Here is a 25,269-nt window from a genome sequence, read left to right on the forward strand (position 1 = left end):
GTGCGGAGGGAGGTCGGGCGGCGCTGGGTGTCAGGCGTATCGTCAACGATCGTGGTGCGCGGTGAAGATGACGGAACAGCAGATGTGACGGACGGTGCGCTGGCACTGGCCCGGGTTCCGGCGGGGGCGACGGGCCCCGGCCTCGGCGTCGCGGATGGCGTTCCGGTAGGAGGTGACCATGTCGTGGTCGATGTCGCTGAGGAGGAGGTAGGTCTCCAGGGCCTGGGGGTCGTCGGCGAGCCGGTCGCAGGCGGAGACGATGGAACGCATGCGGTGGAGCGGAGAGTTCTGCGGGGACACCGAGGTACCTGTTCGCTTTCGTGAGACGTACACGAGGGAATGGTGCGAGGTGGTGCATTGGCGCAGAGGGAACGGGCCGTACGGGAATACACGGAATCCGTGTGAACGGGGATTCCGGAGGGCGGCCGAAAAGAATTCCCCCCAAGGAAGACAGTCGTACCGGGCCCTGGTTCGGGCCGCTTCCTGTGGCGTCCGCCGGGGAAGTGGCCACTACCCTGCCATGGATCACGTCGACGTGCAAGCCTGAATCAAATGGGGTTCTTTCGGAACTTCCGGGGAAATTCCGGCACATTGAAAGGGCTCCGATCCCGCTTTTCTGATGCGTGTTCGACGGTCATTCCGACTGTGCCTGCATCCTGTCAAAGGTTGGTTGACAAGGGGGTATCACTGTCAACAGTGATGCGGTAGCGTGGCTGTCACCTTGTGAAACAAGCCATGCGGAAGCAGGTGGGACGTGAAGGCGGCTGAGGACTTCGGCCCCTGGCTGGCGCGCCAGCTCAAGAACGCGGGGAAGAGCCAGACCGAGCTGGCGGACGACCTGGGCGTGACCCGAGCCGCCGTCTCGGCTTGGATCGTCGGTCGGTCCGTGCCCCGGGACGACACCATCCGTCGGATCGCCGAGGTGCTCAACACCGACCTGGAGACCGTCCACACCCGCAGTGCCGACGCCCAACTCGGGCTGCCCGTCTCCTGGTACCACCGGCCGGCCCATGTCGACGGCGGCCGCGAGTACGGCAACGCCGCCGCGTTCGCCTTCGAGGCGGACGTCGAGGTCCTTGCCCGCGAGGCCACGCAGAACAGCCTCGACGCGCGCCTCGACCCCGCCGAGCCCGTCCGGGTGCGCTACACCCTGCACCACCTCTCCGGTGAGGCCGTCGCCCGGTTCCGTGAGGCCATCGACTGGGAGAACCTCCTCCCGCACTACGACGCGCTGACCGCCGACAACGGCAAGCAGGGCAAGGTCGCGCGCACGATCGCGGGCGGCCTGCGTGACATGTACCAGAGCCATCGTCTGGTGCTGCTCCGGATCGACGACTACAACGCCACCGGTCTGACGGGTGGCGACTACGACGACGGGATCTTCGCTGCCGTCGTCCGGCGCCAACTCGACAGCCAGAAGCGGGACCTCGGGGCGGGTGGCTCCTACGGCCTGGGCAAGGCCACCTTGTGGGCCACCAGTCGGCTCGGCCTCGTACTGATGAACTCCACGCTCTCCGAACCGCATGAGGGCCGCACCGAACGTCGTCTCATCGGCCGACTCGACCTCCCCTGGCGTGAGGTCGACGGCCGGGAGTTCGCGGGACCGGCCTGGTTCGGGCGCCCCGACTCGACCACCAAGTCCGCTGACGTGGCCCGTTCCTGGTGGGCCGACGAGGAAACCGTCGAGAAGCTCTACCTCACCCGCGAGAGCGCGGCGCCCGGCACCTCCTTCCTCATCGTCGGTGCCCACGACGTCGCCAGCCGAGTGCAGGCCAAGGAGACCGACGACGAGGTGGAGACCGAGGAGAACGAGCACGACGCCGTCCTGCGCATGCACGCCCGGCTCGTCGAGGCACTCGGTCGCAACTTCTGGGCCGCGATGACGGGTGGCGGTGACCACAAGCCGCATCTGGAGGCGTCCGTCCGTACCTACATCGACGGCGCCCTCGTTCGCGACGAGCACGTGGATCCGGTCGTCACCCAGCCCTCCCGTACCCGCGCTCTGCGCGCCTTCCTGGAGGGGGCCACCGTCGACCGTCTCACGGGCCCCGGCCAGGTCGCCCGAGCCACCGTCACGCTCAACGTTCCCCTGCACGGGGGACAGGTGCGCGGTGGCGTGCCGCACGAGGCGGTGGTCCTGGTCACCACGGCCGAGGACGCCGACGGCAGTTCCAACCGACTGGTGTCCATGCGAGGCAACCGCATGACCGTCAAGGACAGTGCCGTCACCAACCTCCCCGTCGGCACCAACCCCTTCCAGGCGATCCTTCTCACCGGTCGCGCGGCGGGCCCGGACGCCCCCGGCGCCGAGGCGGCCGAGGAGTTCCTCCGCGCCTCCGAGCCGCCCGAGCACGACAGGTGGGGGCAGACCGAGGAACTGCGCCTGGCCTACTCGCCCGCCGCCTACCGGCGCATTGCCGCCCTGACCACCGCGGCGAACACCGCGGTGCGCGACCTGGTCGCCGTGCCCCGGGCGAAGCGCCGCAACGGGGGAGAGGCCAAGATCGCCGGGCGGCTCAAGGTGGGCGGCGCTGCGAAGAAGCCGCGCCCAGCAATGGCCGCGGTCCTGCCCGAACTGGACAACGTGGACGCGTCGATCGACGAGACGGGCGCTTGGTCGGTCACCGTTGACCTCAGGGTGCCTTCCGGGGTGGCCACGGACCGTCCGGTCACACCGGTCGCCAAGTTCGACGTGCGCTCCGGCCCCCGCCCCGCCGCACCGTGGAAGGACCTCGTCGCCATCAGCGGCTGCGAGGTCGTCGACGGGGCCCTTCAGTTGTCGCCAGGCAGCCGCAAGGCGGTCTTCCGCGGTGTCACCGACGTCTCCCGCCATCCCGTCCGGGCCCAACTGACCGGACTGGTCGTCGAACTCCGCATCGGAAAGGGGGAGCAGGCGTGAAGGTCTACCCCTACCGGCGGCTCACCGGCAACGTGTCCTGGCGTGTCGAGAGTGCCCAGATCAAGGCCGAGGGCGAGTCCTGGGAGGACGTGGAGAGCAAGTACCTCTCCACCGTCGAGCGCGTCGTCGCGCTCGGGCCCGACGAGGACCGCCCCGACTGGACCCAGGCCCGGCTCCGTCTCGCCGTCGGTCTCCCGGCCAAGGCGCTGGACCCGTCCGGGCCCTGGCAGAACGTCAAGGTCGTCGCAGTCCTGACCGAGCGGGCCACCAACTTCCGGACGAGCGTGGAGTTCTCCCCGGTCTCCGAGGACGGCCGGGACCGAACCGCCGAGCTGTACCTCTACCGCTGTGACCTCCTCGACCGGGCCTCGCTCGCCGTGCACGTCGTCGCTACCGTCGACGGCGTACCCGGTCGGGTGATCGCCACCTCCGACGTGGAGTGGTTCGTCGACGTCATCGAGGCCGTGCCGCTGCTCGCGCGTGAACTCGAAGTCAGGATGGTGAACTTCGGTGCCGGGGCGAGTCGGCTCCAGCGCTACAAGGACTCCCCCTGGCTCGTCGACACCACCGGCCGGATCCCGGCCGTGCGCGTCAACACCGACTTCGACGGGCTCGGCGACCTGATCGGCGCCGACGGCGGCACCGGCCCGGAGAAGACCGTCCGGGAACTCCTCCTCGCGCAGATGTGCTCCGAGGTCTGGACGGCGGTCTTCCACTCGGCCGTCGGTGACCTCGAGGTGGAGGAGGACGGCACCCCGGTCTTCCCGCACGGCTGGCAGGGCGAGGTGCTCCGGGAGATGCTCCCCGACATGTACCCCGATCGCGAGCCGGAGCAGGCGCTGCGGGCGGTCCACGCGGCGCGCATCGGATCCTCCGCCGCAGGGTGGGGGGAACTCCAGTCCCGGATCCACTTCGCCGCCTCCCGGCGGGCCGGCGTCCCCCGGACGCTCTCCACCACCATCCGCGACCTGGAACGCCTCACGCAGGGGGACGACGCATGACCGACCGGCCCAGCCACCTCCCGGAGCGCCTCGCCCTGCTGCCCAACGCCGAGGCGGGCGACTTCCTCACCGAGGGCCTGCTCACCGGCCGCGAGGACGTGCCGAGCATCAAGCTGAACCAGGTCACCGAACCGCTCCCGCACGACGACCGGCGCGGCGAGCTGCTGCCCGTCCGTGATCTGGCCGAGGACGCCATGGCCTACTGCCTGCACAACGGGCTCAAGGCCACCCAGGCCGACGCCTGGCTCGCCCCCCGCCTCCACGCCGCGCTACGGCTCACCCGCCGTGAGGCGGCCGATCCCCGCTTCTGGAACTACCTCGCGCTCGGGGTCGCACCGGACTACGTGGTCTGGCGGCACCTGGCGGACCCCAAGGACGGCAAGGCCGCCAAGGTCGCGGCCGAGCGGTTCCGGGGCCAGTACCACAAGCAGGCCTTCGCCCGGCTCTGGTGGGCGGCGGAACTCTTCCGCGACGGCCCGGACTACGGCCCCGTGGTCACGGCCTGCGGCAATCAGGACATCCTCAACACCGTGCTCCGGATGTCCGTCATCGGTCATCGGCCCACTGCCCAGGCGATCGTCCGGTTGGTCACCAAGGGCGAGGTCGCCACCGGCCGCGAGGCCAACGCCCTGGCCGGCGCCGTCAACGCCGCCGCGGCGACGCTGATGTACGACGTGATCGCACCCGACCACCCCGAGCGTGACCCCCGTCCGCTGCTCGACTGGATCGACGAGGCGGAGACCGCCCGCCAGGTGTCCCGGAACACGCTTCCGACCGGCCCCGACGAAGAGCCGGCACCGGAGCTCTCGGTGACCGTGCTGGCGGACTACTTCGCCGACCTCTTCGCCGATGCGCCGGTTCGGGGAAGGGACGAGTCGGGGGAGGACTGACCCTCGGGCTCCGGGCAGTTGGGCCCGCAAGCGTTCGGAGCCTCGCAACCCTCGGTGCGCAGCTCCCGGTACCTCGCCGAATCCGGAGCGAGCCGACCCCAGCTCTCCCGCAGCTTCTCCTCCGGTGGGAGAGGGCGGGAGAGCGCCGCCGCCAGCACGTGCATGCCGAACAGCGGAGGCACGGCATTGCCCACCTGCTGTGACCGGTCGCCACCGTCCCAGGGGTAGTCGGGAGGGAACGTCTGGAGGACGCCGGCCTCCGGGATGGTCAGCCGGTCCGGGTCGAGCGGCTCGCCGTTCGGGTGTCGACGGACGGCGTTGCGGGAGACCTTGCCCGTGACGGTGAACGACGGCTGTCTGTGTGTGCGGATGCCGCGCTTCCTGGGGTCGCCGCCGCTGCCGTAGTTCGACACGATCTCGAAGTGGGGCTCACGGCTCGTGAGGACCTCACCCATCGAGACCCAGGGTTCGAGCGGAGCCGCAGTCCCGTCCACCGGCAGCGCGGTCTGGTGGTCCTCCGGGCCGCCCTGCGCCGGCTTGTGCGGGTTGAAGGTGTGGTGGGTGGGGGCGGGGAGCGGGGGAGCGGGGTACTTGTCGAGCCGCGCGATCAGGATCGTGCGGCGGCGGGTCTGTGGAACTCCGTACGCCTCGGTCTGCAGAGTCTTGACCTCCGCCACCTTGTACCGAACCCTCGTTCCGTCCTCCCGGGGCAGACCCGTCTCCAGGGCCGCCTTGTACACGTTCCACAGTGCCTTGACCGCGGGTACCTGCTCCAGGACGATCACGTCGAACGGTCGTCCGTCCCGGTTCGGGCAGGTGAGGGCCTTGATCGCGTACCGGAGCGGTTCCAGGACCAGAGCGGTCCGGGGATCGCCTCCCATCCGGTCCAGCTGCTCGTCGATCTCCTCCTCACGAGCCCCGGCCACCAGGCGGTGGATGAGCTTCTCGACCTTGTCCAAGGCCTTGCGCCCCGCGCCGTTGCCGGCCACCGAGTAGGTCTGGCAGGGCGGACCACCGGCCAGCACGTTGAGGTCCGGGGGAAGCTTCTCGAACCGCTTCCGCCGGACCTCGCTCACGTCCGCGTGCCACGTCTTGAGCCCGGCGGCGTAACGCGTCTCACAGGCGTCCTTGTCCCACTCGATCCCGAGCGAGCGCCAGCCGAGCACCTCCACGGCCACGTCAAGACCCCCGGGACCGGCGAAGAGGTCCAGAACGTAAGGGCTCTCGAGGATTGGAGCGGTGGTGTCCGAGCTGGTCATGTGGCGAGAGTCTAGCCGGCGCCGGCTGGTGGGACCTACTCGATCGATACTGCCACCGCATCCGTCCCCAGGGCGGGCTCGCTGTCGTTCGACTCCGGACGAGCAGTCGCGGACGGTCGAGCGGACCCCAGACGGCCGCCCGCCCGCCGTTCGTGGACGATGGCGAAGATCCGCGCGGCGGCCTCGGCAGCCCGCTCGTGCTCCCAGACACGGACCGATACCCAGCCCGCCTCGGCGAGACGGGCATCCGTGTCGCGGTCCCGGGCCCGGTTCTTCTCGATCTTCTCCCGCCAGAACGCGGCGTTGTTCTTCGGCCACGTCGCGTGTTCGGGGCAACCGTGCCAGAAGCAACCGTCGACGAAGACTGCGACGCGCGTCGGGCCGAAGAGGATGTCGGCCTCACGGCGCACGCCCTTGAGGGGCCTGCGGTGGACCCGGTAGCGGAGTCCGGCGGCGTGCAGGGTTCGGCGGAGGGCGATCTCGATGTCCGTGTCGTGGCTGCGCTGGTGGCTCATCCGGGCACGGATCTTCGGCGTGGTCTCCAGGGAGGGCATGGTTCCATTCTGGCGCGCGGTGGCCGGCCGGGTGTGCCGACGGTCGGGGCGCCGGTGGGGGAGGTGCGTGGCGGGTGGTCAGGGGCAGAGGGTGCGGAGGGTGGCGGCGATGCGGGTGATGCCCTCGGTGAGGGTGTCGAGGGTGGGGCTGAGGCTGACGCGGAAGCAGCGGGTGTGGTGGGGGGCGGTGGGGGTGCCGGGGGTGGTGGGGAAGAAGTGGCGGCCGGGGACAATGAAGACCTTGTGCTGCTTGAGGTGTTCGTAGAGGACGGTGTCGTCGAAGCGGTCGTCGTCGATCCAGAGCCAGCAGAACATGCCGCCGTCGCCGGAGTGGAGGCGCCAGGGGACGGACTCGGGCAGGGCCTCCTCGAAGAGCTTCTCGGCCAGGCGGCGGCGCTCCTGGTAGAAGGGGGAGAGGGTGTCGGAGACGAGGCGGTCCAGGCGGCCGGAGGTCAGGGCGCGGGCGACCACCGACTGCTGCAACTGGGGTGCGTGCAGGGCGGAGTTGGCGAGGAAGGAGACCATCGGGGTGATCCAGCGTTCCGCGCCGATGGCGAAGGCGATGCGTTCGCCCGGGAGGCCGGCCTTGGACAGGGTGAAGCAGTTGATCACGTGGTCGTCGAAGGGCGGCGGCGTCAGGGTGGGGGCGATCCGGGGGAAGGGTTCGCCGTAGGCGTGGTCGAGCAGCAGGGGGACGTCGCGGCGGCGGGCGTGGTCGACCAGGGCGTCGAGTTCGGCGGCGTCGACGGCCCGGCCGGTCGGGTTGCCGGGGCTGGAGAGCAGCAGCATCCCGGTGTCGGGCTGCGCCTCCAGGGCGGCGAAGTCGAAGGCGTAGCGGAAGCGGTGGGGGCCTTCGGGGACGGGGGTGGCGGGGACGCCGACCACGCCGTCCGGGTGGAGGCAGAGGCCCTGGTAGCCGGTGTAGTCGGGGGACATCGGCAGGACGACCTTGGTTCCGCCGGTGCCCGCGGGGCCGGGGCCCGCGAAGAGGGCGGCGGCGGTGAAGCAGAGCATCTGGCTGCCGGGGCCGACGGCGACGTTGCGGGCGGTGAGGGACCAGCCGTACCGGGTGTTGAAGTACTCGGTGATGGCCTCCACCAGGGCGGCCGAGCCGCGGGACGGGCCGTACAGGCAGCTGGCCGAGGCGAAGTCCTCGGCGAGGGCCTCCTCGGTCAGGCTCCGCCATTCGGCGATCGCCTCCGGGAGCGAGGCCGGGTTGCCGATGCCCAGGTTCAGCCAGTCGGCCGGGCCCGAGGCCGTGCTGGTGGCGATGTCCTCCATGATGCTGCGGAGACCCGAGAGCGTGGCCATCTTGCTGCCGATGAGGGACAGCGCCATGTGGTGGTTCCCTTCTGGGGATGGGGATGGGGATGGGGAGTTGGAGGGATTGGGAGGGGAGTCGGGGCTGAGGTGGCCGGTGCCCCCGGCGTTCGGCCGGGGGCACCGGACGGTCAGGCGGTGCGCCCGCGGGGGCCGACCGTCCGGCCGAACCAGACCCCGACCAGGGCCTGGAGCAGCGGGATCAGCAGGGCGACGGCCACGATGGCGGTGGCGAACGCGGGGAGGCCGGCCAGGGCGGCGGTGGTCCGGGCGACCTCGCCGACCGGCGCCCCGCCCAGGGCCTGGACGCCCAGCGGGATCGCCCAGCCGAGGGCGGCCGCCGCCGGAGCGGTGAGGTAGCCGCGGGGGGTGCGGACGAACCGGCTGGTGAGGCCGGCGGCGAGGCCGACCAGGAAGGGGAGGAACCAGAGCCCGAGCAGGGTGCCGAGGGCCGTCACCGCCGTTCCGCCGGCGAGGGTGACCAGGACGGCGGTGGTGCGGCGCGGTGCGGGGGCGGCGGATGCCGGGGCTTCCGCGGGAGGCTCAAGGGCGGTAGGAGCCTCAGGGGCTTCGGTCGCGGCCGGCGCCTCGGGGGCCTCGGTCGGCTTGGTCATGTCGGTCATCCTTCGCCTCGCAAGCTCCAGCGGATGTCGCCCGCGCCCTGTTCGTCGGCGGTGCGCAGCGGACGGAGGGTGCCGTTCCACCAGTCCGGGGCGAGGTTCTTGTACCAGCGGGAGGCCGGGTTGTCGCTCTGGCCGCCGGGGTAGACGGCGCGGGCGTCGGCGGTGCCGGAGGGGCTCCAGCCGACGACCATCCGCCAGCTCGGTCCGTAGTTCGAACTCAGACCGTTCTCGGCCACGTTGACGGTCCACGGGCTGCCGCCGGCCGGGTACGGGCCGTCGCCCAGGGCGGGGGCGCCGGTCAGTGAGGGCACCACGCGTTCGTGGATGCGGCCCCACTTCCACGTGCCGGGCTGCCCGCCGAGCCGGCCGTCCAGGTAGCCGACCGCTTCGGTGAAGGAGGAGCGCATCACGTCGGCGGCGGTGCGCCGGGGGCCGCCCGGGGCGGTGAACGCGGGGTTCTCCGGGTCGGTGAAGGTCCACTTCTCCAGGTCCTGCATCAGCCCGACCGGGGTGCGCAGCAGGTCGAGACCGGCCGGGTCGGTGTCCACCGGCACCTTGGCCGAGTCCCACCAGGGCTTGAAGACCTGCTCGACGTAGCCGCCGTAGAAGGCGAACCAGATCGCGGCGGCCGGGGAGTCGGCGTCCATCGAGCCGTTCCAGTCGGCGAGCAGCTTGCGGGCCGCCTCCTGCTGGGGCGTCAGCTGCGCGCCGTCCAGGGACTGGAGCAGCTTGGGCACCATGCGCCGGGCGAGGTCGTCGGTGACGTCGTTCTGCAGGGTCGCGAACGAGTCGGCGGTGAGCTTGCCGCCGGCCTTGGACAGTTCGGCAAGGATGCGGTTGGTGCGGTAGCCGGTGTCGAAGTTCGCGGCGGGGCCGATGTAGTAGGGGTAGTCCGGGCCGACCGGCCGCTGGTTGGCGGTGACCAGGAGCCCGGACGGCGGGTTGTGGACCTGCGGCACCGCGTCGAACGGGATGGCGCCGACGACGTCCGACTCGCCGGTGCCCGGCAGCGGTCCGCGGGCGTCGCCCGAGGCGATCTGCGGGTACGAGCCGGGGGCGATGATCCCGATGTCGCCCTTCTTGTCGGCGTAGGCGAAGTTCTGCGCCGGAGCCTGCCAACTGCGCAGCGCGGTGCGGAAGCTGTTCCAGTCGGTGGCGGTGTTGAGGTCGAGCAGGGCGGTGAGGTTCTGCGACGGGCGGTTGCCCATCCACTCGACCGAGGTGGTCTCGCCCTTCTCGGTCAGCAGCGGGCCGTGCACGGTCAGGCCGACCTCGACCGGGACGGGGGCGCCGCCGCGCACCGGGACGGTGTACTTCACCTTCTCGACCGGGTACCAGGCGCCCTTCCAGAAGTAGGAGTCCGGGTGTTGCGGGTCGGTCTTCTCCCGGTAGAAGAAGGTGGACTGGTTCTGGACCGCCGTCAGCGACCAGGAGACGTCGGCGTTGCGGCCGATGAGCACGGCCGGCATGCCGGGCAGGCTGGCGCCGGAGACGTCGTAGCCGGGGGACTTGAGCGAGACCTCGTACCAGTAGGAGGGGAGCGACAGCTTGAGGTGGGGGTCACCGGCGAGGATCGCGCCGCCGCCGGTGGCCGGGCCGTTCGCCAGCCAGGCGTTGCTGTTGGGGTAGAGGTGGCGGGTGGTCTCCGGGAGCTTGGCCATGCCCTGGAGGACGGCGGTGGCGGCTTCGGCGGTGGCCGCGCTGGTGCCGCTGCCGCTGGTGCCGGTGACGCTGGTCGACGCCGCCGTGGCGGTCGCGGTGGCCGTCGCCGTCGGCTGGGCCGGGTCCGGTGTTGCGCCCGCCGTCGGCTGAGCGGCATCCGGAGTGGCGGCCGCTTGACCGGTGGCCGCTTGACCGGCGGCCGGCTGACCGGTGGCCGGCCCCGGGGTGCCGGCGCCCGGGACGCCCGGGTGGCCGGCGACCGAGGCCGCGTTGGCGTTCGGGCTGTGCAGCGGCGCGGTGCCGAGGTTCTGGTACGGGCCCGGGGCGTACGGGTGCTGCTCGTTGGCGGGGACGACCGGGAACCAGTCCGAAGTCCGTTCCGCGCCGAGGGAGTTGCTCAGCAGCGCGTAGGTCAGCGGCCGGGTGTCGAAGCTCAGCGTCTGGGTGAGCACGCCCTGGACGACCAGGCTGTCCACCGGGGTCCAGCGTTCCGGCCGGACGCCGGTCAGCCCGTAGACGGTGGGCCACTGCCCGTTCTTGTCGAGTTCGTCCAGCCGCGCGTTGACGCCGGCCGCGTAGGCGGTGAGCGCCTTGGCGGCCTTGCCGTCGTGCGGGGTGGCCGCCCAGGTGGCCTCCGCGGTGCGGTGGATGCCGAGGGTCAGCTCGAAGACGTCCGAGTCGATGCCGGAGGGGCCGTTCAGCTCGGCGAGCCGGCCCTCGCCCAGGCGCCGCTGGGCGTCCATCTGGAACAGGCGGAACCGGGCGGCGAGGTAGCCCTGGGCGGTGAACAGGTCCTCGTCCGAGGTGGCGTGGACCGAGGCCACGCCGTCCGCGGTGAACGAGACGTCCACCGGGTGGCCGAGGCCGGCTATGCGGATCTGCTCGTCGGTGACCGGGCGGGCGTCCTCGGCCGACGGCCAGACGCCGCCGCCGGGCATCAGCGCCCGGCCGAGCGCCGGTACCGGTCCGAAGCCGACGCCGAACACGAACAACGTCACGCCCGCGGTGAACGTGGCGCCCAGTACTCCCGCCGTGCGGCGGATCCTGGCTTTCATCACTCTCCTGTCGCCCATGATCGGCTGGTCAGCGCCGTGCGCTGTTGCGGACCTTGATCCGCGTGTACTCGAGCAGTCCCCAGTGGCCGTACTCGACGCCCAGGCCGGAGGACCGGACCCCGCCGAACGGCACATCGGGGCGCAGGTCCCCGTGGGTGTTGATCCACACGGTGCCGCTGTCGAGAAGCGGGGCGAGCTCCTCGGCGGCCTCCGGCGGGCCCCAGAGCGAGGCGCCGAGGCCGTAGCGGGTGGCGTTGGCCCGGCGGACGGCGTCGGCCGGGTCGTCGTACGCGATCACCGGGATGACCGGGCCGAACTGCTCCTCCAGTTCGAGCTCGCAGCCCTCCGGCAGGTCGGTCACCACGGTCGGGGGGTAGAAGTGGCCCGGACCGGGCAGCGGGGTGCCGCCGGCCACCACCCGGGCGCCCCGGGCGACGGCGTCCTCGACCAGCGCGTGCACCCGGTCCCGCTGGGCCCGGCTGATCAGCGGGCCGAACCGGGACTGCGGGTCGTCGCCGGGGCCGACCACCGCGGAGCCGGCCAGGGCGGCCAGTGCCGAGGTGAGGGCGGCGGCCTGCTCGCGCGGGACGTAGACCCGCTTGACGGCGGCGCAGAACTGGCCGCTGTTGGCGAGCGCGGCGCCGAACAGCGCGGGTGCCACGGCGGCGGGGTCGGCGCCCGGGAGCACGACCGCCGGGTCGTTGCCGCCGAGTTCGAGGACCACGGGCAGCAGCCGGTCCGCCGCCTGGCGGGCGATCGCCCGGCCGGTCTCCACCGACCCGGTGAAGGAGATCATGTCCACTGCCGGGTGCTCGGTGAGCGTCCGGCCCAGCGAGTGGTCGCCGGAGACGACGTTGAACACGCCCGGCGGCAGGTGGTCGCGGAGCAGTTCGCCCATCCGCAGCGTCGACAGCGGGGTCTCCGGGGAGGGCTTGACGACCACGGTGTTGCCGGCGAGCAGGGCCGGGGCGAACTTGCAGACCGACAGGATGATCGGGAAGTTGGACGGGGCGATGGCCGCGACCACGCCGTGCGGCACCCGCTCCAGGGTGATCCGGGCGCCGTCCTCGGCGGGCAACTCCTCGGTGTCCAGCTTCAGTTCGGCGGTGTGCCCGAACCAGTCGGCGGACAGCCGCAGTTCGGCCCGGGCGGCGGCCAGGGGCTTGCCCTGCTCCCGGCTGAGCAGCCCGGCCACCTCCTCCAGGTGCGCCCCGAGGGCCTCGCCACAGGCGCGCAGGGCGGCCCGGCGCTCGGCGATCGGCACCAGCGCCCAGCCGGCCGTGGCGGCCGCGGCGGCGGTGACGGCGGCGTCGAGCTGTTCGGGGGAGCAGGCGGGCGCCTGGGCGAAGGGCGCCCCGGTGGCCGGGTCCTCCACGGGCAGCTCGGCGGCGCCGGGCACCGCCGCGCCGTCGATGGTCAGGGTCAGGGGCGGGGTCACGCCGAGGCCCCCGCTTCCGGGGCTTCCGCGGTGCCGGAGGCGGCGCTCCCGGTCAGCCCGGTGCGCAGGCTCAGCGGGCGCATGTCCGTCCAGACCTCCTCGACGTGGGCGAGGCAGGCCTCCTTGTCGCCCTGCACGCCGGCGTCCCGCCAGCCGTTCGGCAGCTCCCGGTCGAGCGGCCACACCGAATACTGTTCCTCGTGGTTCACCACGACCCGGAACTTCTCGGCGTCGGCCGGAATGTCATTCGTTCGACTACTCACTTGGATTCCCTCTTTCTTTTCCTGGCGGAATTGCTAGAGTGTCGCCGGAGGTCGCCTCAGCGGCTTCTCCGAATACGTCTCGGAAAGGTAATTCAGGGATGATGCAGAAGGATCGGATCGAGATTCCCACGGTCGACTGGCCCGAGCGGGTGCCGGCCGGGGACTGGCTGCAGGGCTCGTCCGCCGTGGTGGTCCTGGGGATCGACGTGGACGCCGAGTCGCCGGTGCTGGCCCGTGGCGAGCACTACATCGACCATCTGACCACCATGTCCCACCAGGCCTACGGCCCCCGGGTCGGGGTGCCGAGGATCCTCGACCTGCTGGACCGCTACGGCCTTCCGGCCACCTTCTTCGTGCCCGGAGTATCTGCCGAACGCTGGCCGTCGGTGATGGAATCCGTCGCCGAAAAGGGGCATGAAATAGCGCTGCACGGATTCACCCACCGGCACCCGGTGCACCTTTCCGAAAGCGAGCAGCGCGAGGAGATCGAGCGGAGCCTGGAGACGTTCTCCCGATTCGGCGTGCAGCCGACCGGGTACCGCGCGCCGAACTGGGAGATGACCCGGTACACCCTCGACCTGCTCGGTGAGTACGGGCTGCGCTACGACTCCTCGCTGATGGACGACGACCGGCCGTACGCGCTGCGCAGCGGGGAGCGGACGATCGCCGAGCTGCCGGTGCAGTGGCTGCTGGACGACTGGGAGCAGTACGCCTTCCTGCCCGAGCCGAACATCGGCCAGCTGATCGAGGCGCCGTCGAAGGTGGTGGACCTGTGGACCTCGGAGCTGGAGGCGATGCGCGGGTTCGGGTCGCTGTGCATGCTGACCGTGCACCCCTTCCTCACCGGACGCCCCTCGCGGCTGAAGGCCCTGGAGGAGTTCATCCGGTTCGTCCTCTCCCGGGGTGACGTCCGCTTCGCCCGCGCGGACGAGGTGGCCGAGCTGGTGCTCGCCGGACAGCAGTAGCCGTACCGACCGGCAGGAGCCGGTCAACTCCGCCACCCCGCAGTGCTGATGACGGCCTGCGGGGTGTGGCGTTCCCGTGGGGTGCGCAGTTCGGTGACACAGGCCGCGACCAGGGCGGCCAGGCTGGAGATCTCGCGCTCCGCGGGCAGGCCGGCGGCCTGGTAGGCGAGCGGGAGTTCGGTGCAGGCGGTGAGCACCGGGAGGTCGTGCCGCTGCCACAGTCCGCGCACCGCGGTGGACAGGACGGCGGCGCCCTCGGCCGGCCGGTTGGCCTTCACCAGGACGCCGGCCCGGTGGATCTCGGAGCGCAGCGGCTCCTCGGGGACCAGCAGCCGGTAGCCGAGTTCGGCGGCCCGCCGTTGGTAGATGCCGCTGTGCACGGTGCCGGTGGTCGCCGCCAGCCAGCCGCCCGCCGGGCTGGTCCGCATGGCGGCCCGGAGCGTGGCGTCGGCGATGTTGAGGACGGGCACCGGCAGCTCGCCCTGCAGCCGCTCGATGAAGGCGTGCGCGGTGTTGCACGGCACCACGAGCAGATCGGCGCCCCAGGAGGCGAGTTGCTCCAGGGCGGTGCGGATCGGCTGCAGCGGTTCGTCCGTACCGGCGAGGATCGCCCCGGTGCGCTCCGGTATGCCGGGTTCGGACAGCAGGAGGACCCGGGGGTGCTCCTGGTCCGTCCGCGCGGGTACGGCGAGCGAGAGCAGCCGGAGGAACTCCGCAGTGGCCGCCGGCCCCATGCCGCCGAGTACTCCCAGTGTTCGCGCGGGCGCGTTTTCCGGTGCCCCGGTGGCGGTTCGGTCGTCGACTGGTATCACGATTCTGCCCCCCTGCGGATCCCGGTGCGGACGCGGGAATCACGGTGTCCAACGGAATGGATTGCCGGGGCGTCTGCCGGTGTCGGCCCCCGGTCGGGAAGGTGTCGGTGCGGTCCGCGATCGCCGTGCGGTCATTGTTCGTTGCCGCAGTGGGACTCGCCCGAGAAGGTGAAGAAATTGCCCGGCGGGAAAGCCGGGTGGACCCGTCGCTGCGGCGTACGGTACCACAGGGGATCGGGCGGGCAAGCCCGCCGAACGGGGGGTTCCGGTTCATGCATCCCTGCACGCCAGGGGGCCCGAGGGCTGGCGGACTTGGTCTCTTGCGGAGGCAATCATGGACATGCTTGGATGCAGACATCCGCTGGATGGATATGAGCTCGACCCGGCGCCGGCCGGGGTCTGATGACCCCCTTGGTCCGCCGATGAATGAAGCAAGTTGACGCTGGACCTCAATGGCTTCCTATGGGGGGAACCGTAGTGATTCAGGACGACAGCAACACGATTGGCGCCATCGCCGGGCAGGCTCCCGCCTTGCCGGTGGCCACCCTTGCCGTCATCGACATATGGTCGGACGTGCTCGAAGTGGCGCCTGACTCGATCGACCCCGAGAGCTCCGATTTCTTCGAGCTCGGTGGTTACTCTCTGCTTGCACTTCAGGCGATCGGTCGTCTGATGGCCACTCACGGCATCGACCAGGACGCCGCGTTGGAGCTTGAGGGCCTGCTCCTCAACGAGCTCTTCGAGCAGCCGACCGCGGCCGCCCAGGCGGCCTGTTTCGTCACCAACTTCCCCCGGTGACGGGCCTCCCGGCGAGTCCGGGAGCCCGCGTCACCGTGCTTTCTTGCTGATCACCACATGCCGGCCGGTCGTTCACCGGACCGGTCTGCGCCTGCGGTCTCCCGACGCTGCCGCCGGCGTGCTCACGTGTGCGCGTCAGCCCCGCCCTGCCCGGGCCGGGGGGCCGCGTTCTCCGATCTCCGCGCCTCACCGGGGCGACGCCATTCCCTGTCCGGCCGCCGTGCCGCCAGGGCGCTGTGGCGTACCCACAGGAGGCTGACGCAAGGAAGGTTTCCGTTCATGACGACGTCCGACGTGACCCCCGCGTCGCCGAAGGACCTGTTCCGGCGGGCCAAGGTCACCGCCACCGACGAACGCGTCTTCATTGTCAAACTCCTTGTCGCATACGGCATTTGGGTCGCCGGTGCGGTGCTCGTCCTGGTCCCGGAGGCCTGGCCGGCGAGAGTGCTCGGCGTCGTGCTGATCGGCGCCATGTACGCCCACTGGCTGGAGCTCCAGCACCAGTGCCTGCACCACTCGGCGTTCCGCCGGGCCCGCTGGCACCGGCTGGCCGGTGTCCCGCTGGGCATCCCGATGCTGGTGTCGTACAGCCACTACCGGGTGCGCCACCTCCAGCACCACCGCTACCTCGGCACCGACCAGGACTCGGAGTTCTTCGGCTTCGACTCGCGTCAGCCGGTCACCTGGCCGGCCCTGGTCCGCGAGGCGCTGGCGTTCGGCCGGCTCGGCAGTGCCGTGGCCGACATCGTCCGCTGCTGGGCCGGCCGGTGGTCCTACGACATGGGTCAGATCTCCGAGAGCCGTCAGCGCGAAGTGGTGGCCGAATACCGGCTGTTCGCCGTGCCGATCCTCGGCGCGATCGCGCTGGCCCTGCTCGGGTACGGCGAGCCGGTGCTGTGGATCTGGCTGCTGCCGCTGCTGGTCGCCGTCCCGCTGCACTTCCTGGTCGAGCTGCCCGAGCACATCCTGTGCGACAACTCCTCCACCGACGTGCTGCGCAACACCCGCTCCATCACGGGCAGTTGGTTCAGCACCTGGTACACCAACGGCAACAACCTGCACATCGAGCACCACGCCGCCATGGTCGTGCCGATCAACCAGCTGCGCGAGCGCCACGACGTCGCCCTGGCGCACGCGGCCCACACCTCGCCCAGCTACCCGCAGTTCTTCCGGGCCATCGCGCGCGAGGCCCAGGCCAACGCGCGGGCCGCCCGCGAAGGAGGCCGGCCGTGACCGTCGCCCCCACTACCGTCCAACACCCGCTTACGCCAGGCCAGTTGGGGATGTGGTTCCTGGAGCGCATGTCGGGCTCGCCGGTCTACGTGGACCCGATGACCTTCCGGCTGAACGGCCCGCTCGACACCGCCGCGCTGCGGCGCGCGCTGGAGCTGCTGCGGGGCCGGCACGCCGCGCTGCGCACTACGTTCCCGCTGGTCGACGGCAGCCCGGTGCAGCAGGTCTCCGACGAGTGCGGCATCGAGCTGCCCGTACTGGACCTCTCCCACCTGCCCGCGGCCGCGGGCGAGGCCGAACTGGCCGCCGTGCTGGCGGCCGACCAGGCCACTCCCTTCGACCTGGCCCGCGGGCCGGTGCTGCGCGGTCTGGTGGTCGCGCTGGGGCCCGACGAGTACGTGCTGCGGCTCACGCTGCACCACCTGGTCTCCGATGCGTGGTCCTGGTGGAACGTCCTGCTGCCGGAGCTCGCCATCCTCTACGGCGCCGAACTCGACGGCAGCGAGGCGGAGTTGGACGCACCCGGGGCCCAGTTCCCGGACTTCGTGCACTGGCAGCGCGAGTGGAGCGAGGGCGCCGGCCACCAGCGCCAGCTGGCGTACTGGACGGAGCGGCTCGCGGGCCTCGCCCCGGTGCCGCCGGCCCGTACGGCCGACGCGCCGGCCGGAACCGTCGCGCCCGGCGCCCGCGCCGTCGCGACCCAGTGGACCACGGTGCCCGGCGCCGTCCACGACGCGCTCCGCGCGGTCTACCGGAGCGAGCGGGTCACCCCGTTCATGCTGCTGCTGGCCGCCTTCGCGGTCGTGCTGCACCGCCGCAGCGGCGCCACCGACATCGCGGTCGGCACCCGGGCGGCCGTCCGCAGCCGCCCGGAGTTCGAGTCCGCGGTCGGCTTCTTCGTGAACCTGCTGGTCATCCGCACCGAGGTGGACCCGGACGCGAGCTTCCGGGACCTGCTCCGCGACGTCCGCCGGGCGGCCCTGGGTGCCTACGGGCACCGGGAGTTGCCCTTCGAGCGGGTGGTCGAGCGGTTGCGGCCGCGCCGCGGCGGGGGCTTCCGCTCCCCGGTGAACGTGCTGTTCTCGCACCAGAGCACCCCCGAGGTCCCGCCGGCCTTTCCCGGGCTGACCGCCCGGCTGCTCAACCACGACCCCGGCACCCTCTACGACCTCGACCTGGTCTTCTACGAGGAGGACGGCGACCTGCGCGCCCTGCTCAGCCACCGCCGCGCCCACTGCTCCGACCACGACGCGGTGGCGCTGCTCGCCGAGCTGACCGCGGTCCTCGCCGAGGTCGCGCAGGACCCGGGGATCCCGCTGGACACACTCATGGCGACCACAGGGGTGCACCGTGCCGAATAGCTCCACGTCCGCGCAGACCGCTGAGCAGGCCGCTGGGCAGACCGCTGGGCAGGCCGCTGGGCAGGCCGCTGGGCAGAGCGTCGCGCGGACTCCAGCCGCCGCGCTCCCCCCGGAGGGCCTCGCCCCGGTCTCCGTCACCCAGGAGCAGCTCTGGCTGCTCGACCGGCTCGACCCGGGCAACGCCGGCTACAACTCCACCGTGCTCTGGCAGTTGGACGGCCCGCTGGACACCGAGGCGCTGCGCCGGGCGTTGGCCGCCGTCGTCCGCCGCCAGCAGATGCTGCGGGCGTCCGTGGTCGCCGTCGACGGCGTCCCGTACCAGCGGGTGGCCGAGTCCGTCCCGGTGCCGCTCACCGTCACCGACCTGACCGGCCTGCCCGAGGCGGACCGCACGGCGGCCGCCGAGCGGACCGTCGCCGAGGCCGCCCACCGCCCCTTCGACCTGGGCCGTCCGCCGCTGTTCCGGGTGGAGCTGGTCCGCACCGGGGCCGAGCGGCACGTGATGGCGCTGGTCATCCACCACATCGTCTCCGACGGCTGGTCCGTGCAGGTGCTGCTCCAGGAGGTCGCGGACCTGTACGCGGGCGAGGTCACCGGCGCGCCGGTGTCGCTGCCCGAACTCGCCGTCCAGTTCACCGACTACGCCCGGGAGCAGCGCGAGCGGCTCGCCGGACCGCGCGGCCGGGCCCTGGCGGACTACTGGACCCGGCAGCTGGCCGGCGCCCCGGTCACCCTGGACCTGCCCACCGACCGGCCCCGCACCGGCGCCGCCGACTTCGCCGGCGACCGCCACGTCTTCCAGGTGCCCGCCGAGCTCCGCACGGCCCTCACCGGGCTCGCCCGCGCCTCCCGGGCCAGCACCTTCATGGTCACCCTGGCCGCTTTCACCGCCCTGCTGCACCGGCTCACCGGCCAGCAGGACCTGCTGGTGGGCACGCCGGTCGGCAACCGGGACAAGCCCCAGTGGGGGCCGCTGGTCGGCTACTTCGCGGACACCCTGGTGATGCGCGGCGACCTCGGCGGCGACCCGACCTTCCGTGAGCTGCTGGGCCGCACCCGGACCACCGCCCTCCAGGGCTTCGTCCACCGCGACCTGCCGTTCCGGACCCTGGTCGAGGCGGTGCGGCCGGAGCGCGCGGTCAACCGCAATCCGCTGTTCCAGGTGATGTTCATCCTGCAGAACATCCCGCCGCGCCGCCGCCAGGCCGAGCTGCCCGGCGTGGTGATGACCCGGCTGGACGACGTGCGCACCACCTCGATCTTCGACCTGCGCTTCGACCTGTTCGAGTTCGAGGACGAGATGCGCGGCCAACTGGAGTACAGCACCCGGCTGTTCGACCGATCGACGATCGAGCGCACGGCCCGGCAGTACCTGGCGCTGCTCGCCGACGCGTGCGCCGACCCGGACCGCCCGGTCTCCGCGCTCGACCTGGGCGCCGCCGACCCGCAGCAGTCCGGAGCGGACGCCGCCGCGGGCTTCAACGACGACCTCGGGGGGTTCTGAGATGTGCGGAGTCACCGGATACCTGGACCTCGCGGGCACCGGCCTCGCCGAGGGCGACGAGGTGCTCGACCGGATGACCGCGACCCTGCTGCACCGCGGCCCGGACTCCGGCGGCCGGCTGGTGCGCGACGGGGTGGCCCTGGGCTTCCGCCGGCTGAGCATCGTCGGCCTGGACGACGGCGACCAGCCGATCCTCAACGAGGACGGCTCGATCGCCATGGTCTGCAACGGTGAGATCTTCAACCACCGGGAGCTGCGCGCCGAACTGGAGGCCAAGGGCCACCGGTTCCGCACCCGCACCGACGTCGAGGTGATCGTCCACCTCTACGAGGAGTACGGCACCGGGCTGCTGGAGCGGCTGAACGGCCAGTTCGCCTTCGCCGTCCACGACACCCGGCGGCGCCGGCTGTTCCTGGCCCGCGACCAGATGGGCATCCTGCCGCTGTACTACGCGGTGGCCGGCGGCCGGTTCGTCTTCGGTTCGGAGATCAAGGCCGTGCTGGCGCACCCGGCGGTGCCCCGCCGGGCCGATCTGACCGGTCTCGACCAGGTGCTCACCTTCCCCGGCACCGTCGGGCCGCGCACCCTGTTCGAGGGGGTCAGCAGCCTGGAGAACGGCCACTTCCTGCTGGTCGAGGACGGCGCGGTGCGCACCGAGAAGTACTGGGACCTCGACTACCCGGTGGACGCGCCGGGCGAGCCGGCCGAGCACCCCGACCGCTACTACGTGGACACCGTAAGGGAGTTGCTGGAGCAGTCGGTGCGCCGCCGGCTCCAGGCGGACGTCCCGGTCGGCTACTACCTCAGCGGCGGACTCGACTCCTCCCTGATCGGCGCCCTGGTGCACCGCAACAGCGGTGCGACGGTGCCCCGGTCGTTCTCCATCACCTTCCCCGACCGGGGCATCGACGAATCCCGCCACCAGCGGCTGATGGCCCGCCACCTCGGCTCCGAGCACACCGAGACCGAGTTCCGCCCGGGCGACATCGCCGCCCGGCTGCGCGGCATGGTCGGCCACGCCGAGTGCCCGGTGAAGGAGACCTACAACACCTGCTCGATGGCGCTGTCGGCCGCCGTCCGGGACTCCGGCACCCGGGTGGTCCTCACCGGTGAGGGCGCCGACGAGCTGTTCGCCGGCTACCTCGGCTACCGCTTCGACCTGGGCGGCCGGCGCACCGGCGGCGACCCCTTCGAGGAGGAGCTGCGCCGCACCGTCTGGGGCGACCCGCACGTGTTCTACGAGCGCGACTACCACGCCTGGCGGGAGTCCAAGCTCGACCTGTACGCCCCCGCCCTGCGGGACGCCCACGCCGAGTTCGACTGCCTGGCCGGGCCCGTCGTCGACCCGGAGATGCTGCGCGGGCGCCACCCGGTGCACCAGCGTTCCTACCTCGACTTCAAGCTCCGGCTCGCCGACCACCTGCTCTCCGACCACGGGGACCGGATGGCGCTGGCCAATTCGGTGGAGGCCCGGTACCCGTTCCTCGACCCGGACCTGGTGCGCTTCGCCACCACCGTCCCGCCCCGCCTGAAGGTGACCGCGAGCACCGAGAAGTACGTGCTCAAGGAAGCCGCCCGGGGGCTGGTGCCCGAGGAGATCATCAACCGGGAGAAGTTCGGCTTCCGGGCCCAGGGCAGCCCCGCCCTGCTGCGCGAGCGGATCGACTGGGTCGAGGACCTGCTGTCCTACGACCGGATCAAGCGGCAGGGCTACTTCGACCCCGACGTGGTCGAGCACCTCAAGGAGCAGTACCGCCGGCCGGGTTACGAGGTGCACCCGCACCTCGGCGACGACCTGCTGCTGGTCGTCCTGACCTTCGGCGTGCTGCTCGACACCTTTTCCCTTCCTGACGCCTGATCACCGGGGCGGCCCGTGTTGCCGCCCCTCCCTGGAGGAAGCTCGATGGCCTTCCACGCAGTCCACGGTCTCGTACAGCAGGCCGCCCAGCGCTTCGGCGACCACACCGCGGTCGAGTGCCCGCACGGCCGGCTCAGCTACGCCGAACTGGCCTCCCGTTCGGACGAACTCGCCGTCGCCATCCGCGAGTCCGGCGCGGGCGCCGGTTGTGTGGTGCCGATCCTGGCCGAGGACCGGCGCGAGCTGGTCGTCGCGATCCTGGCGGTGCTGAAGGCGGGCGGCGTCTTCGTGCCGGTGGACCTGACCGCCCCGCCGCTGCGGCTGCGCACCATGCTCACCGCCACCGCCCCCGAGTGGGTGATCGTCGGCGCCTCCGCCGCCGACCGGGCGGACGAGATCCTGGAGCCGTCCCTGCCGCTGGCCCGGCGCGTCCCGCTGGACCTCTCCTCCGAGCCCACCGGCGCGGCCCCGGAGCGGATCCACCGGCCCGACCCGGACGACGCGGCGTACATCTTCTTCACCTCCGGCTCGACCGGGCAGCCCAAGGCGATCGTCGGCCGGATGCAGGGCATCGACCACTTCGTCCGCTGGGAGACCGAACTGCTCGACGTGCGGCCGGGCACCAGGGTCAGCCAGCTGGCCTCGCCCGCCTTCGACGCGATCCTGCGCGACCTGTTCGTGCCGCTCACCACCGGCGGCACCGTGTGCGTCCCGCCGGCCGGTCTCGCCCTGGACGGCCCGGCACTGGCCCGCTGGATCGACGAGGAGCGGATCGAGCTGGTCCACACCGTCCCCACGGTCTGGCGCGGCATGCTGCCGTCGCGGGCCGACGGCGGCCCCGAGCTGTCCGCGCTGCGCTGCGTCGCGCTGGCCGGCGAGCCGGTGGCGCCGACCGACGCCGCCCGGTGGTTCGAGCGGTACGGGGAGCGGATCAGCCTGCTCAACCTGTACGGGCCGAGCGAGACCACCATGACCAAGACCTTCCACTTCATCACCCCGGCGGACACCGAGCGCTCCAGCGTCCCGATCGGCAAGGCCATGCCCGGCGCCCGTGTGGTGCTGCTCGACGGCCGCAACCGGCCGTGCGCCGAGGGCGCGGTCGGCGAGATCCACATCCGCACGCCGTACATGTCGCTGGGCTACTTCCACCAGCCGGACGCCACCCGGGCCGCCTTCGTGCCCAACCCGCTGGGCGACGACCCGGAGGACTTCGTCTACCGCACCGGCGACTTCGCCCGCGCCCTGCCGGACGGCACCCTGGAGTACGTCGGCCGGCGGGACCAGCAGATCAAGCTGGGCGGCGTGCGCGTCGAACTCGGCGAGATCGAGCACCTGCTGCGCGCCCACCACTCGGTGAAGGACGCCGCCGTCACCGTCGTCCCGGACGACGAGGGCAACCCCGCCTACCTGTGCGCCTTCGTGGAGCAGATCCAGCCCGTCGAGGCGGCGGACCTGCGCGAGCACCTGGCGCCCCGGGTGCCCGACTCCCACCTGCCCCGGGTGTTCGTCCCGCTGGAGCAGCTGCCGCGCACCATCAGCGGCAAGGTGGACCGCCGGGCGCTGCCCGTGCCGCTGGCACCGCAGCAGCAGGCGGAGCAGGACTACGTCGCGCCGCGCACCGCCACCGAGGAGACCCTCGCGGGGATCTGGGCGAAGCTGCTGCCGGTGGACAAGCCGGGCGTCACGCACGACTTCTTCCGGATCGGCGGCCACTCGCTGCTGGTCATGCGGCTGATCGCCGCGATCACCGCCGAGTTCGGGGTGGACGTCCACCTGCAGAAGTTCCTGGCCGCCCCGACCATCGAGGGCCTGGCGACCGAGATCGAGGAGGCCCTCCTCTCGGCCGGCTCCGACCTGGACGACCTGCTCGCCGACCTCGACGACCTGGACGAGGCCGAGGCCGAGCGGCTGCTGGCCCAGAACGGCGGTAACTGACGTGACCACCACCCCCGACACCACCACCGCTGACACCAGCGCCGCCGGCACCAGCGCCGCCGGCACCGCCGCCGCCGAGCCGGCCGACTCGCTGGACCGCGCGGGCATCCGCGTCCTGGAACGGCAGATCGAGGACGCCCTGCTCGCCGACCCGCGGATCGCCGACTGCGCCGTGGTCTTCCAGGGCGTCTCCGTCGACTCCGTCCCGGCCGAGCACTGCGTGCGCTGCGGCATGGACGCCGCCTACCCCGGCACCCGGCTGGACGGCGACGGCGTCTGCGACCTGTGCCTGATGCAGGCCGAGCACGGGCCCGAGATCCTCTCCTACTTCGGGGAGCTGGACGAGTTCACCCGGATCCTGCGCGAGCGCGCCGAGGCGGCCGGCTCCGAGTACGACGCCCTGCTGCTGTTCAGCGGCGGCAAGGACAGCACCTACGTGCTGCACCAGCTGGTCCGGATGGGCCTGCGGGTGATGACCTTCACCTTCGACAACGGCTTCATCTCCCGCACCGCGCTGGAGAACGTCGAGACCATCACCAAGGCGCTGGGCATCGAGCACGTCACGATGACCCGGGCCGACCAGAACCGGATCTTCCTGCGCAGCCTGGAGCAGCACAAGAGCGTCTGCAACGGCTGCTTCCGCTCACTGCTCGACCTCAGCCACCAGCTGGCCCACGAGCGCGGCATCCCGAGCATCGTCACCGGCCTCTCCCGGGGCCAGATCATCGACGAGCGGCTGCTGTGGTTCTACCGCAACGGCGAGTACGACCCGGCCCGGATCGAGCAGCAGCTGGAGGTCGGCCGCAAGGTCTACCACCAGGTCGGCTCCGCGCTCTCCGACGGGGTGCTGGACCGCGTCGAGGTGGTCGACTACTACCGCTACTCCGACGTCACCAAGGACGACATCCGGGCCTTCCTGGCCTCCGCCGAGACGCTCTGGGCGGCGCCCAAGGACACCGGCTTCTGCAGCTCCAACTGCATGATCAACGACGTCGGCGTGTACGTGCACCGGCTGGAGCGCGGCTACCACAACTACGAGTCGCCGACCCGCTGGGAGGTCCGGCTCGGCCACCTCGCCCGGGCCGAGGCCGACGCCGAACTGCGCACCCCGGTCAACACCGGACGCGTCCGCTCCATGCTCGCCACCATCGGCTACACCGACCCGGGCGACCGCAGCCGGCTCGGCCGCCGGATGGCCGCCTACTACGTGCCCCGCACCGGGCTCACCCCGGACGCGGCCCGCGCCGCCGTCGGCGCCCGGCTGCCGGAGATCCTGCTGCCCGAGCACTGGGTCGAGCTGAGCGCGATCCCGCGCCAGGCCGACGGCGCGGTGGACCGGCGGGCCCTGCCCGACCCGGCCCCGGAGACCGGCAAGCGGCTCGCCCCGGACACCGACGACGCCCGGACGGCCGACGACCTGCCCACCGCCGCCCAGCGGCTGCTGCTGGAGCAGGCCGGCGACGCCCTGGCCGGCCGGGCCCGCGCCCTGCTGCTCGACCTGCCGGCGGGCACCACCGCCGACACCGTCCGCAAGGCCGTGCTCGCCCTGGTCCAGCGGCACGACGCGCTGCGCACCAGGTTCCGCCGCCAGGAGGACGGGTGGCGGCGCAGGGCCGGGGGGGGGGGGGGGGGGGGGGGGGGGGGGGGGGGGGGGGGGGGGGGGGGGGGGGGGGGGGGGGGGGGGGGGGGGGGGGGGGGGGGGGGGGGGGGGGGGGGGCGGTGCGGGGCGGGGTGCGGTGGCTGTCCGGGCGGGTGATCAGGACGTCGCCCTCGGCGGACTCGGCGGCCGGGGCGTAGCCCATGGTGCGCAGGGCGGCGAGCAGGACGTCGGGGGCGGCC

The 25,269-nt window shown here is 72.2% G+C and carries 20 protein-coding genes; 11 read left to right on the forward strand and 9 right to left on the reverse strand.

What is annotated here, in order from left to right:
* Positions 1-42: 42 nt before the first annotated feature.
* Positions 43-270 (reverse strand): hypothetical protein, encoded by a 228-nt coding sequence (locus tag BG452_RS30435; protein ID WP_188307572.1) that lies wholly within the window; start codon positions 268-270, stop codon positions 43-45.
* A gap of 484 nt (positions 271-754) precedes the next feature.
* Between BG452_RS30435 and BG452_RS30440 the strand changes: the two genes are divergently transcribed.
* The 3 genes from BG452_RS30440 to BG452_RS30450 are packed head-to-tail and all read left to right on the forward strand — an operon-like array spanning position 755 to position 4,790.
* Positions 755-2,899 carry a helix-turn-helix domain-containing protein gene (locus tag BG452_RS30440; RefSeq protein ID WP_188307573.1) on the forward strand — a complete coding sequence of 715 codons (2,145 nt, stop codon included), beginning with the start codon at positions 755-757 and terminating at the stop codon, positions 2,897-2,899.
* Complete coding sequence (locus BG452_RS30445) at positions 2,896-3,900, forward strand: hypothetical protein (RefSeq protein WP_188307574.1); 1,005 nt, start codon at positions 2,896-2,898, stop codon at positions 3,898-3,900. Before BG452_RS30440 ends, BG452_RS30445 begins: the two co-directional genes overlap by 4 nt.
* The gene (locus BG452_RS30450) at positions 3,897-4,790 is read left to right on the forward strand and encodes a DUF6339 family protein (protein WP_188307575.1); all 894 of its coding nucleotides are present in this window, start codon (positions 3,897-3,899) and stop codon (positions 4,788-4,790) included. Before BG452_RS30445 ends, BG452_RS30450 begins: the two co-directional genes overlap by 4 nt.
* Here the strand turns inward: BG452_RS30450 and BG452_RS30455 are convergent.
* The 7 genes from BG452_RS30455 to BG452_RS30485 form a co-directional block, all read right to left on the reverse strand.
* Entirely contained in the window at positions 4,727-6,049 is a 1,323-nt protein-coding gene (locus tag BG452_RS30455; protein WP_188307576.1) for a DNA cytosine methyltransferase, read from the reverse strand. The genes BG452_RS30450 and BG452_RS30455 overlap by 64 nt on opposite strands.
* 35 nt (positions 6,050-6,084) lie before the next feature.
* Positions 6,085-6,603 (reverse strand): very short patch repair endonuclease, encoded by a 519-nt coding sequence (locus BG452_RS30460; protein WP_188307577.1) that lies wholly within the window; start codon positions 6,601-6,603, stop codon positions 6,085-6,087.
* Between the two features lie 78 nt (positions 6,604-6,681).
* On the reverse strand, positions 6,682-7,941 hold the full coding sequence (locus BG452_RS30465) for a valine--pyruvate transaminase (protein WP_188307578.1): 1,260 nt from the start codon (positions 7,939-7,941) through the stop codon (positions 6,682-6,684).
* A 113-nt stretch (positions 7,942-8,054) separates the two neighbouring features.
* Positions 8,055-8,537: a hypothetical protein gene (locus BG452_RS30470; protein WP_188307579.1), complete on the reverse strand. Its 483-nt coding sequence runs from the start codon at positions 8,535-8,537 to the stop codon at positions 8,055-8,057.
* Positions 8,538-8,542: 5 nt separating this feature from the next.
* Positions 8,543-11,263: a penicillin acylase family protein gene (locus BG452_RS30475; RefSeq protein WP_188307580.1), complete on the reverse strand. Its 2,721-nt coding sequence runs from the start codon at positions 11,261-11,263 to the stop codon at positions 8,543-8,545.
* Positions 11,264-11,291: 28 nt separating this feature from the next.
* Positions 11,292-12,701, reverse strand: a complete 1,410-nt coding sequence (locus BG452_RS30480) for an aldehyde dehydrogenase family protein (RefSeq protein WP_317621292.1) — start codon at positions 12,699-12,701, stop codon at positions 11,292-11,294.
* Positions 12,698-12,964: an MbtH family protein gene (locus BG452_RS30485; RefSeq protein WP_411293048.1), complete on the reverse strand. Its 267-nt coding sequence runs from the start codon at positions 12,962-12,964 to the stop codon at positions 12,698-12,700. The genes BG452_RS30480 and BG452_RS30485 overlap by 4 nt, the downstream gene beginning before the upstream one ends.
* A gap of 98 nt (positions 12,965-13,062) precedes the next feature.
* On the opposite strand from BG452_RS30485, the gene BG452_RS30490 reads away from it, so the two are divergent.
* The gene (locus tag BG452_RS30490; protein ID WP_188307581.1) at positions 13,063-13,929 is read left to right on the forward strand and encodes a polysaccharide deacetylase family protein; all 867 of its coding nucleotides are present in this window, start codon (positions 13,063-13,065) and stop codon (positions 13,927-13,929) included.
* 23 nt (positions 13,930-13,952) lie between these two features.
* On the opposite strand, the gene BG452_RS30495 is transcribed toward BG452_RS30490, so the two are convergent.
* Positions 13,953-14,741 carry an aspartate/glutamate racemase family protein gene (locus tag BG452_RS30495; RefSeq protein ID WP_317621293.1) on the reverse strand — a complete coding sequence of 263 codons (789 nt, stop codon included), beginning with the start codon at positions 14,739-14,741 and terminating at the stop codon, positions 13,953-13,955.
* A 477-nt stretch (positions 14,742-15,218) separates the two neighbouring features.
* Between BG452_RS30495 and BG452_RS30500 the strand changes: the two genes are divergently transcribed.
* The 7 genes from BG452_RS30500 to BG452_RS30530 all read left to right on the forward strand — a co-directional run bounded on the left by BG452_RS30500 (position 15,219) and on the right by BG452_RS30530 (position 25,186).
* A complete protein-coding gene (locus BG452_RS30500; RefSeq protein ID WP_188307583.1) occupies positions 15,219-15,539 on the forward strand; it encodes an acyl carrier protein in 321 nt (106 codons plus the stop codon).
* Positions 15,540-15,818: 279 nt separating this feature from the next.
* The gene (locus BG452_RS30505) at positions 15,819-16,772 is read left to right on the forward strand and encodes a fatty acid desaturase family protein (protein ID WP_188307584.1); all 954 of its coding nucleotides are present in this window, start codon (positions 15,819-15,821) and stop codon (positions 16,770-16,772) included.
* Positions 16,769-18,133, forward strand: coding sequence for a condensation domain-containing protein (locus tag BG452_RS30510; RefSeq protein WP_188307585.1), 1,365 nt, complete (start codon positions 16,769-16,771; stop codon positions 18,131-18,133). The genes BG452_RS30505 and BG452_RS30510 overlap by 4 nt, the downstream gene beginning before the upstream one ends.
* Complete coding sequence (locus tag BG452_RS30515; protein ID WP_188307586.1) at positions 18,123-19,637, forward strand: condensation domain-containing protein; 1,515 nt, start codon at positions 18,123-18,125, stop codon at positions 19,635-19,637. Before BG452_RS30510 ends, BG452_RS30515 begins: the two co-directional genes overlap by 11 nt.
* A 1-nt stretch (position 19,638) precedes the next feature.
* Entirely contained in the window at positions 19,639-21,495 is a 1,857-nt protein-coding gene (gene asnB / locus BG452_RS30520; RefSeq protein ID WP_188307587.1) for an asparagine synthase (glutamine-hydrolyzing), read from the forward strand.
* Positions 21,496-21,540: 45 nt separating this feature from the next.
* Entirely contained in the window at positions 21,541-23,430 is a 1,890-nt protein-coding gene (locus BG452_RS30525; RefSeq protein ID WP_188307588.1) for a non-ribosomal peptide synthetase, read from the forward strand.
* A gap of 292 nt (positions 23,431-23,722) precedes the next feature.
* The gene (locus BG452_RS30530) at positions 23,723-25,186 is read left to right on the forward strand and encodes a 7-cyano-7-deazaguanine synthase (RefSeq protein WP_223242955.1); all 1,464 of its coding nucleotides are present in this window, start codon (positions 23,723-23,725) and stop codon (positions 25,184-25,186) included.
* Positions 25,187-25,269: the final 83 nt, after the last annotated feature.

Source organism: Streptomyces sp. CBMA123, assembly GCF_014596465.1.
Taxonomy (GTDB): Bacteria; Actinomycetota; Actinomycetes; order Streptomycetales; family Streptomycetaceae; genus Kitasatospora.

What these genes read in the sequence shown, in the direction of transcription:
- BG452_RS30435 (WP_188307572.1), bottom strand. Translation starts at nt 270, where the DNA reads ATGCGTTCCATCGTCTCCGCCTGCGACCGGCTCGCCGACGACCCCCAG.
- BG452_RS30450 (WP_188307575.1), top strand. Translation starts at nt 3,897, where the DNA reads ATGACCGACCGGCCCAGCCACCTCCCGGAGCGCCTCGCCCTGCTGCCC.
- BG452_RS30455 (WP_188307576.1), bottom strand. Translation starts at nt 6,049, where the DNA reads ATGACCAGCTCGGACACCACCGCTCCAATCCTCGAGAGCCCTTACGTT.
- BG452_RS30460 (WP_188307577.1), bottom strand. Translation starts at nt 6,603, where the DNA reads ATGCCCTCCCTGGAGACCACGCCGAAGATCCGTGCCCGGATGAGCCAC.
- BG452_RS30465 (WP_188307578.1), bottom strand. Translation starts at nt 7,941, where the DNA reads ATGGCGCTGTCCCTCATCGGCAGCAAGATGGCCACGCTCTCGGGTCTC.
- BG452_RS30470 (WP_188307579.1), bottom strand. Translation starts at nt 8,537, where the DNA reads ATGACCAAGCCGACCGAGGCCCCCGAGGCGCCGGCCGCGACCGAAGCC.
- BG452_RS30475 (WP_188307580.1), bottom strand. Translation starts at nt 11,263, where the DNA reads ATGAAAGCCAGGATCCGCCGCACGGCGGGAGTACTGGGCGCCACGTTC.
- BG452_RS30490 (WP_188307581.1), top strand. Translation starts at nt 13,063, where the DNA reads ATGATGCAGAAGGATCGGATCGAGATTCCCACGGTCGACTGGCCCGAG.
- BG452_RS30505 (WP_188307584.1), top strand. Translation starts at nt 15,819, where the DNA reads ATGACGACGTCCGACGTGACCCCCGCGTCGCCGAAGGACCTGTTCCGG.
- asnB (WP_188307587.1), top strand. Translation starts at nt 19,639, where the DNA reads ATGTGCGGAGTCACCGGATACCTGGACCTCGCGGGCACCGGCCTCGCC.
- BG452_RS30525 (WP_188307588.1), top strand. Translation starts at nt 21,541, where the DNA reads ATGGCCTTCCACGCAGTCCACGGTCTCGTACAGCAGGCCGCCCAGCGC.
- BG452_RS30530 (WP_223242955.1), top strand. Translation starts at nt 23,723, where the DNA reads ATGCAGGCCGAGCACGGGCCCGAGATCCTCTCCTACTTCGGGGAGCTG.